General features: G+C 68.9%; 7 protein-coding genes. 3 read left to right on the top strand and 4 right to left on the bottom strand.

Going from position 1 to position 8808, the window contains the following annotated elements:
• The 4 genes from VXC91_RS25900 to VXC91_RS25885 form a co-directional block, all read right to left on the bottom strand.
• Positions 1 to 1274 (bottom strand): ArgE/DapE family deacylase (locus VXC91_RS25900; RefSeq protein ID WP_329509741.1); only part of this gene is annotated, 1274 nt, incomplete at its 3' end.
• Positions 1275 to 1828: 554 nt separating this feature from the next.
• Positions 1829 to 2203 carry a hypothetical protein gene (locus tag VXC91_RS25895; protein ID WP_329509740.1) on the bottom strand — a complete coding sequence of 125 codons (375 nt, stop codon included), beginning with the start codon at positions 2201 to 2203 and terminating at the stop codon, positions 1829 to 1831.
• A gap of 255 nt (positions 2204 to 2458) precedes the next feature.
• A complete protein-coding gene (locus VXC91_RS25890; RefSeq protein WP_329509739.1) occupies positions 2459 to 3010 on the bottom strand; it encodes an HPP family protein in 552 nt (183 codons plus the stop codon).
• A gap of 431 nt (positions 3011 to 3441) precedes the next feature.
• Positions 3442 to 4731 carry an epoxide hydrolase family protein gene (locus VXC91_RS25885; protein WP_329509738.1) on the bottom strand — a complete coding sequence of 430 codons (1290 nt, stop codon included), beginning with the start codon at positions 4729 to 4731 and terminating at the stop codon, positions 3442 to 3444.
• A gap of 695 nt (positions 4732 to 5426) precedes the next feature.
• On the opposite strand from VXC91_RS25885, the gene VXC91_RS25880 reads away from it, so the two are divergent.
• The 3 genes from VXC91_RS25880 (at position 5427) to VXC91_RS25870 (ending at position 8808) form a co-directional block, all read left to right on the top strand.
• Complete coding sequence (locus VXC91_RS25880) at positions 5427 to 6455, top strand: LacI family DNA-binding transcriptional regulator (protein ID WP_329509737.1); 1029 nt, start codon at positions 5427 to 5429, stop codon at positions 6453 to 6455.
• A gap of 115 nt (positions 6456 to 6570) precedes the next feature.
• Positions 6571 to 7842, top strand: a complete 1272-nt coding sequence (locus VXC91_RS25875) for an ABC transporter substrate-binding protein (protein ID WP_329509736.1) — start codon at positions 6571 to 6573, stop codon at positions 7840 to 7842.
• A gap of 9 nt (positions 7843 to 7851) precedes the next feature.
• Positions 7852 to 8808 (top strand): carbohydrate ABC transporter permease, encoded by a 957-nt coding sequence (locus VXC91_RS25870; protein ID WP_329509735.1) that lies wholly within the window; start codon positions 7852 to 7854, stop codon positions 8806 to 8808.

Raw genomic sequence — 8808 nt, 5'->3', positions numbered from 1 at the left:
ATCGTGCCGACCGTGCGGAGCACGGCGAGGACGAGGGTCCGTGCCACGTCGACGATGTCAGGGACCCGGACCCGCTCCTCCGAACTGTGTGCCAGCCGCACATCACCAGGACCGAACTGCAGGGCCGGAACGCCCGCCGCCGTGTACAGCCTCAGATCGCTCCCGTACGGTGCCCCGCGCTCGCGCGGGCGCGGACCGCCGGTGGCGTCGGCGAAGGCGTCCCCGACGATGTCGCGCAGCGGGTGGCCGGCCGGGAGCCGTCCGCTGGCGAACTGCCCGCCGGGCCAGGTCACCTCCACCGGATGGTCGCGCAGCCACGGGTCGGCCGCGCAGACCTTGGCCAGGTGCTGCTCCAGATGGGCACGCGCGGCCTCGGGATCCTCATCCAGCCGAACCCCCAACCGCCCCTCTGCCATGAGGAGATCGGGCACGGTGCTCACCCAGTCGCCCGCGCTCAGGGTGCCCACCGACAGTGCGTAGGGGATGCGGTACTCCGCCATCAGCGGGTCCGGGGAGGCGTTGCGCTCGGCCTCCAGCCGGGCCAGGGCCTGGTGGACCGGAAGGTAGGCGTCGACGGCGCTGACGCCCTCGTCGCGCGAGCTGGCGTGGGCGGCGAGGCCGGGGACGGCGAGACGGAAGGTCAGCGCCCCGGCGTTCGCGGTCACGAGCGTGCCGTTCGTGGGTTCGGTGATGAGGCACGCGTCTCCCGTGTGGCCCCGCTGGAGGGTGCCGAACGCACCCAGCCCACCGTCCTCCTCGCCGACCACGAAGTGCGCTGCCACACGGCCGCGCAGCCGGACGCCGCTCGCCCGGATCGCCGTCAGCGCGGCGAGATGGGCCACCAGCCCGGCCTTCATGTCACAGGCCCCCCGGCCGTACACGGTGTCCCCCACGACCCGCGGCACGAACGGATCCCCGTCCCACCGCGCCAGGTCCCCGGGCGGTACGACGTCCACATGCCCCTGGAGGATCACGGTCGGTCCGTCACCGCCGTCCGCTGTGGCGGCCGCCAGCCCCCAGGCTTCCTCCCGGGGCGCCTCGGCTCCCGGGAAGCCGGGGTGTGCTCGCAGTTCGGGCAGATCCATGGACCACAGATCCACATCGAGCCCGAGTCGCCCCAGCCGCCCGGCCAGATCGTGCTGGATCTCGGCCTCGGCAGCGCTCCCGGTGACGCTCGGGATCGCAATCAGTTCCAGCAGCGTCCGGACGATGGCGGACTCATCGACCCGCGCCAGCGCGGAGGCCTCCTCGGCGGTGAACCCGGCGGTGGTCATGGTCGGTTGCTCCTGTCACGGTGCGCTGTCCACTGCGGAAGGCTCGGCATCTCCGGATGCTAAGGGCCGGCCACGGCGCCTTCAATCTCCCTGTCACTTCCCGGACGTACCCGCCTGTGACGGTCGCCGAGCCGCGACGACGGTGAGGTCGTCACCGGTCTGGAGCTGATGGCCGGCACCGACAACCGGCACAGCCACACCGGCGCCGACCTGCTGGGCCGCTGGTTCGGGCCCGAGGTCACCGAACCGGTGCGGCTGCACGTGGCCGCCAAGCACTACCTGTGCGCGGTGGAGCCGGAGTACTACGACCGGCTGTCCGAGGCGTCGAAGTACACGCTGGAGGTCCAGGACGGCGACATGACGCCGGAGCAGGCCCACCGAGTTCGCCGCACTGCCCGGTGCCGCCGATCCGGTCGATCCAGGCCGGACGGGCGGCGGGCGGGAGAACGCCGAGGAGGTGCAGGACGCGGAATACTGCGACGAAGGGGTCGTGGTACACGGCCCGCCACCACGGCAGTTGAGCCGCGTGCCGCGTCGACGCGACCACTTGTGCGTCAGGCAGGTGTGGGCATGAAACCACCGCGGGCGGTGCCCGAGCCAACCAGGGACGACCAATCGAGCACTTCGGGCAGCCGGTCCACGGACAGGACGACCGCTCCGCCGGCCTGCTCGGCGTCCGCGCACCAGTCGCCCATGTCGGCTCCGTCGAGAACGGGCGCCGCGAGGGCGGGGACGACGATCCCGTGTTCCCCCGGCCCGTCCACGACGCACAGTGTGAGCCTGGGGACGATGCTCCATCCCTCACACAGCGGCACCGCCCCGTCGGACGCGGTCAGCAAGGGCAGAACATCGTGAACGGGCGCGCCGGCCAGCAGCAGCACCGGAGTGGCACCACGAACGAACAGAGTTGTCTCAGGGTCCTGAAGCACAAGGTCACTCTTGCAGGCCCGACCGCCGCCCCGCTGGGCGGGGCCCCGGCCCCTCCGCATCGGGACCTCCGTGGTCTGGTAAGTGCGCCAACATCGCGCCGAAGCCGGGGATTTCCGTCATGCGTCGAAGTCTGGGGCGGCGCGTTACGGGACGCCGCCGGCGCCCAGTCCGCGCCGGTGCGGCCGGCCCCTCGGGGCTGCCTCGGAGACGGCGCGTGCCGGTCACCTCCTCGACGGTTTCGCACCCGCGTCGGCTCACCACCAGAAGACGGGATAGACCTCTCGTCGCAGACGGGCGGAGACCATCTGCACCGCCACGAGCAGCACGGCGCCGGCGGCCAGCAGGGCCATGAATCGGGGGGCGCGCGGTTCGGTGAGCATGATCATGACGGCGGTCGCCATGGCCGGCGGATGGGCCGCTCTGAGCACCAGCACAAGCCCACAGGCGATGCCACAGGCCAGGACAGCGGCCCAAGGGCCGTGCCATCCGAGAGTGAGCACGGCGAAGCAGACGAGGCAGGACACCATGTGGCCGCCGATGATGTGGCGGGGCTGCGCGAGAGGCGAGTCGGGGGTGGCGGTGACGATCGCCATCGTGGCAGCGAGCGGCGGCACGAGCACCGCCTGGTGCATGAGCGCCCCCACGCCCACCAACACGGCCAGTCCGACCGATGTGGTGATGGCCGCCGCGACCGAGCGCGGGGGCAGCCACGGCTTGTCGGGGGTCCACCGGCGAGCCGGAGAGCGCTTCGTCGGGCGGGGCGGGGCATCCACGGCTTCCGGCATCCCGGGCACGTCATATGCCATGAATACGACGTTCCTGTCCGGACGGGGAACCGACGGCCGCGGAGCGGTCCGGCCGCCTCGCACCATGCGTCAGGGTCAGAGGAGAAGGGGGCTCAGCGATCTCTGGACTGCCGGGCGAGGACAAGACCTGGGCGTTCGGCATCAGCATGGGAACTCCTCGGAGGCGTCCCCGCTTCCGGCCACGGCGGCTCGTCGTCCGTGAAGACGGGGATCACGCCCAGCATCGTGACCTCGCGGGCCGTCAGTTGTCCAAGACCGCCCCCTTATCGCCCGATTGAGCGCCTTTATCGAACCGGCCCACCAGGGCCACCCGGCAGCCGCCGAGCCCGGCGGCCGACGCCTGCCGTTGCCGCGAAGCGGAGCGCGCTCGGATCGTGACGAGGGCTCGCCTCTGGCACTGCACCGTCGCGGGCCGTCGCACCCTGCGATGGTCAGCGCAGCGATCTGAACGCGGCCCGGAGTTCGTCGGTGAAGATCTCCGGGACTTCCCAGGCCGCGAAGTGACCGCCTCGGGGGGCCTTGTTGAAATAGATGAGATTGGGGTAGCTGCGCTCGGTCCAACTCCGGGGCGCCTGGTAGATTTCACCGGGGAACACCGAGACCGCCGCCGGGATGGAAACCGACACCGCGTTGAAGTTGTTGGCGTTGTTCTCCCAGTAGAGGCGAGCGGACGAGACCGCGGTGTTCGTGACCCAGTAGAGCGTGATGTCGTCGAGCATCTCATCCTTGGTGAGCACCCGTTCGGGATCGCCGCCGCTGTCGGTCCACGCGGCGAACTTGTCGTATATCCAGGCGGCAAGCCCGGCGGGCGAGTCCGTCAGCCCGTATCCCACGGTCTGCGGGCGGGTGACCATCATGGCGGAGTAACCCGAGCCCGTCTTGTAGAAGGCGGCAAGCTGGTCGTACGCGGCTTTCTCGTCGGCGGACAGGCCGGCCGGGGCCGGGTCGCCGCACTCGAGTTTCTTCGCGATGTCCGCGGGGACGGTGGCAGGGAAGTTGACGTGGATGCCGAGCAAACCCGGGGGTTTCTGAACCGCCATCTTGTCCGAGACCACGGCACCCCAGTCACCGCCCTGGGAGACATAGTGCTTGTATCCCAGGCGCTCCATCAGTACGACCCAGGCTCGCGCGATGCGCGGGGGACCCCAGCCCGTGGTCTTCGGCCTTTCCGAGAAGCCGTAGCCGGGCATCGAGGGTATGACGAGATGGAAGGCGTCCTCCGCGCGTCCCCCATGGGCCGTTGGGTTGGTGAGCGGGTCGATCACCTTGAGAAATTCCAGGATCGACCCCGGCCAGCCATGGGTCAGGATCATCGGCAGAGCGTTCGCGTGCGAGGAGCGGACGTGGATGAAGTGAATGTCCAGCCCGTCGATCCTGGTCTTGAACTGCGGCAAGGAATTCAGTCTCGCCTCGATATTGCGCCAGTTGTATGCCGTTCCCCAGTAGCGTGCCAGCCGTTGAATCGTCGCCAACTGGACACCCTGGGACTGATCGCGGACGGTCTCGCGGTCGGGCCACCGTGTCGCGATGATGCGCCGACGGAGATCGGCCAGATCCTGCTCCCGGACGTGGACACGGAAAGGGCGGATGCCTGCACTTCCGCTCGTCGCGGCCGGTTTTCCGGGGAGCGGACCGAAAGCCCCAGTGGTTGCCACGGTCATCGCGGCGGCCGAGAGGGACATGAACTCTCGACGAGAACGCCGCTGGGATATTTCGGGCATGGCAGATCTCCTTGAGCCGTTCCAAGTCTTTTCGAGAAAGAGCTCTCAACGAGCTCGAATTCCTCATCGGCGACAGCGGAAATCCGGCACAGAACTCCTCTGACCCGGGGAACCTCCACCCGGAGCCGATTCGGTACCGGCGGGACTGAGGTGCCGACGCCCACATCAAGAACACCGTGACCGGTCGTAACGCTATGTAGCTTTCCGTGAACCCGCAACTCGGACCCGGAAGCCGCGGACGATGCGCGTGCCGGCGCCGACCTGATCCCGTTCGGCAGGTACGGCCCGCGTCGAGGACCGGCCCGCGATGCGCATCGCGGGCACCGTTCCGGCCGCACCCCGGGTCGCGAGCATTCGCCGGCGACACCCCCCGCACCGCCGGCGCACACCGTGAACTTCCAGCCCGGTCGCCACCCAGATCAGGACGAAATGGGTCATCAGCCCACAATCATGGATGAACTGGGTTGATAAATGACGGCACTTGACTTAACGGAGGGTGGAGCCGAAGCTATGACCGCCTTTTAAACCGGTTCAAGTCCCGGTCGCCCTCGCCATCCATGGCGGTCTGGCCAGGGGCACGCCGCGCCCTGCGCTGAAGGCTGCGCCGCCCAGGCGCGGTCACGGGATGCCCGAGCGGCAGTGCGAACCGGACATACGTCGTCGCTTGCCCAGCTGGCAGAAACCGGAGGTCACCCATGGCCCGTCGCCCCACGATCGCGGATGTGGCACAGCTGGCCGGGGTGTCCCGAGCGACCGTCTCCTTCGTCCTCAACAACCGCCCGGGGGTGGCGCTCGCCACCCAGCAGCGAGTTCGGTCCGCGGCCGAGAAGCTGGGATGGACTCCGAGTCGCAGCGCGCGAGCACTGTCCACGGGCCGTGCACGTGCCGTCGGCCTGGTCCTGACCCGCGAACCGGACCTGATCGGCACCGATCCGTTCTACCCGGCGTTCATGGCCGGTATCGAGTCGGTGATCTCCGAGACGGGTGACGGGCTGATGCTGCAGATGAGCCGCCCCGGCGACGAGGTGGAGATCTACCGCAGACTCGCCGCCGACCGCAGGGTCGACGGTGTCTTCCTGTCCGACGTACGCCTCGACGATCCGCGACCCGAACTGGTGACGGAACTCGGCCTTCCCGCTGTCGTGGTCGGCGCGGTCGAGTCGGAAACCGGCCTGCCGACGGTGAACCTGGACGACCGCCCTGTGGTCCGCAACGCCGTACGCCACCTGGTGGAACTGGGACACCGCGACATCGCCTATGTGGCCGGTCCCGAGGAGTTCGTGCACGCACGGCGCCGCCGCCAGGCCTGGGCCGACGCGCTCGCCGAAGCGGGCCTGCCCCCCGGGACGTCACTGCCCGGAGGGTTCACGGCCGAGGGCGGAGCGCGGGCGACCCGGGCGCTGCTGGACCGGCCCAACCCCCCGACCGCCATCGTGTACGGGAACGATCTGTCGGCCACGGCCGGTATGGCGGTCGCCCAGGACGCGGGTCTGCGGCTGCCCGACGACCTCTCGGTGGTGGGCTTCGACGACGTCCCCCTGGCCTCCTGGACCAGTCCGACGCTGACGACCTGTCGTGCCAACCCGGTCCTGTGGGGTCGGGCTGCCGCCCAGGCGCTGGTGGAGGTCATCGAGCGAGGCACCGCGACCGACGTCGAGTTGGACCCGGCCACGCTGGTCATACGCGGCTCGACCGGCTCCGTCCCCGTCCGGGGATCCCGATGACCGCCGGTGACGGCGGTCCCCTGACTTCCCTCCCCCTTCCCGGAAGGCGGCCGACGAACGCTCAGCAACGTCGTACCCGCCGGATGATCACCCCTATCGAGAAACGGAACCTCCAATGAAGAAGGCCCTCCTCGCCATGGTGCCGGCAGCGGCGCTCGCCCTGTCCGCGTGCGGCGGCGGATCGGACTCCGGTGCCGCCGCGAACGACTCCCGTGGCCCCATCACGATCTGGTACTCCAACAACGCGCAGGAAGTCGCGTGGGGCAAGAGCATGGTGGCGGCCTGGAACGCAGCCCACCCCAAGGAGAAGGTGAGCGCGCAGGAGATTCCCGCCGGAAAGAGCTCGGAGGAGGTCATCGGCGCGGCGATCACCGCCGGTAACGCCCCGTGCCTGGTCCTCAACACCGCACCGGCGGCCGTACCCGGCTTCCAGAAGCAGGGCGGCCTGGTCGCGCTGGACGATTTCCCCGACGGCAAGAAGTACCTGCAGTCACGTGTCGGCGACCGGCTCGGGCAGTACGCGTCCCCCGACGGGAAGTTCTACCAGATGCCGTGGAAGAGCAACCCGGTGATGATCTTCTACAACAAGGAGCTCTTCAAGAAGGCCGGGCTGGACGCAGAGCACCCCAAGCTGGCCAGCTATCAGGACTTCCTGAGCACCTCGCGCAAGCTGGTCAAGAGCGGGGTGGCCAAGGCCGCCATCTGGCCCGCGCCGACGTCGGAGTTCTACCAGTCCTGGTTCGACTTCTACCCGATGTTCGCGGCGCAGACCGGAAAGCAGCTCGTCGAGGACGGCAAGGCCCAGTTCAACTCCCCCGAGGGCCTCAAGGCCGCCGAATTGTGGAAGACCATGTACTCCGAGGGCCTGGCCCCGAAGGAGACCTTCAACGGCGACTCCTTCGGCGAGGGCAAGGCCGCGATGGCCACCGTCGGTCCCTGGGCGGTCTCCGTGTACGGCGACAAGGTCAAGTGGGGCGCCGTGCCGGTGCCGACCGCCGACGGTACGGCAGGCAAGGGCACCTTCAGCGACGAGAAGTCCATCGGCATGTACACCTCGTGCAAGAACCAGGCGACCGCCTGGGACGTCATGAAGTTCGCCACCAGTAAGGAACAGGACGGCAAGCTCCTGGAGGCGACCGGCCAGATGCCGATGCGCCAGGCGCTGGCGTCGGCCTACCCGTCGTACTTCGCGTCCCACAAGGACTACGAGGTCTTCGCCCAGCAGGCCGAGCACACCATCGAGGCGCCGAACGTGCCGAACTCGGTCGAGATCTGGCAGACCTTCCGCGACGCCTACACCAAGGCCGTCATCTTCGGCAAGGGCGACCTCACGAGCACCCTCAAGGACGCCGCGGGCAAGGTCGACAAGCTGGCAGAGAACCAGTGATCCGCGGCCATGACCTCCACCACCCATGACACCCACCGTCCAGGGCGCACCGCGCCCGGGCGCGGAAGGACGCCCACGGGCCGATCGTGGCGACTGCGGCTCGGCGGGCACCAGCCCATCGGGATGCTGTTCGTCTCGCCGTACGTGCTGTACCTGGCCGCGATCTTCGTCTATCCGCTCGGCTTCGCCGTGTGGATGTCCTTCCACGACTACTTCTTCGCCGCCCCCGGCGTGCAGGTCGACCGGCCCTTCGTTGGGCTGGAGAACTACACCACGGTCCTCACCGACCCCGACGTCTGGCGCTCCTTCCTCAACATCGCCGTCTTCCTCGTCATCAACGTGCCGCTGACGGTGGTGGCCTCACTGGTCCTCGCCAGTGCGCTGAACAAGAAGCTGCCGTTCCGCTCCTTCTTCCGGACGGCGTACTACATCCCCTACATCACGGCCAGTGTCGCGGTCGTGGGTGTGTGGATCTTCCTGTTCAACTCCAACGGCCTGGTCAACCAGGCCCTCGGCCCGCTGGCTCCGGACCCCTCGTGGCTGGTGAACTCCCACCTGGCGATGCCGGTCGTCGCGGTCTTCGTCGCCTGGAAGCAGCTGGGCTTCTTCGTGGTGCTGTATCTCTCGGCGCTGCAGAACGTGCCCAACGAGCTGTACGAGTCGGCGGCGCTCGACGGCGCAGGCCGGTTCCGGACGTTCTGGTCGATCACGATCCCGGCGGTGCGTCCCGCCACGCTTCTGGTCCTGGTCCTGGCCACGATCACCGGAGCCAACCTGTTCACCGAGCCCTACCTGCTCACCAGCGGTGGCGGACCGGACGGAGCGACGACCTCACCCGTGTTGCTGATGTACCAGCGGGGTCTCCAGCAGGGGCACCCCGATGAGGCCGCCGCCATCGGCGTGATCCTCGTCGTACTGATCACGGCCATTTCACTCGTCTACCGCCGATTCCTGGAGAGGGACTGA

It is taken from the genome of Streptomyces chiangmaiensis (assembly GCF_036281785.1).
Lineage (GTDB): Bacteria > Actinomycetota > Actinomycetes > Streptomycetales > Streptomycetaceae > Streptomyces > Streptomyces chiangmaiensis.
This window is presented reverse-complemented; position numbering and strand designations above follow the sequence as displayed.